The sequence below is a fragment of the Streptomyces sp. SID3343 genome (assembly GCF_009865215.1).
Classification (GTDB): Bacteria; Actinomycetota; Actinomycetes; order Streptomycetales; family Streptomycetaceae; genus Embleya.
This window is the reverse complement of sequence record NZ_WWJX01000710.1, coordinates 1-356: the sequence shown is the minus strand read 5'-3', so window position 1 is coordinate 356 and position 356 is coordinate 1. Positions and strand designations below refer to the sequence as shown.

At 75.0% G+C, this 356-nt stretch carries 1 protein-coding gene; it reads left to right on the top strand.

Features of this window, described 5'->3' with window-relative positions; translation table 11 throughout:
* The coding region (locus GT354_RS21610) for a hypothetical protein (RefSeq protein WP_202512142.1) at positions 1-356 on the top strand (356 nt) is incomplete at both ends.

Here is a 356-nt window from a genome sequence, read left to right as displayed (position 1 = left end):
CGGACGACGCCGAACTGAGCGGCCGGGTGGACCAGGCGGTCGCGGCGGTGGCCGCGGCCGAGGCCGAACTGCGCGACGTGGTGGCGGCGACCCAGTCGGTGCGCGACGAGGTCGGGCAGCTCGCGAGCCGCGCCTACCGCACCGGCGGCATGACGCAACTGTCGCTGATTCTGCAGGCGCAGACGCCGGGAGAACTGCTCGGCCGCATCCAGACCTACCGCACGGTCCTGCAAGCCGACCACGAGACGCTGGCCCGCCTCGAACGCACCCGCGACTCGATCGACGCCCGACGCGCCGAGTTGGACCGCCGCCGCGACGAGGCCGGGCGGCGGCGCGAGGCGGCGGCGAAACACCTG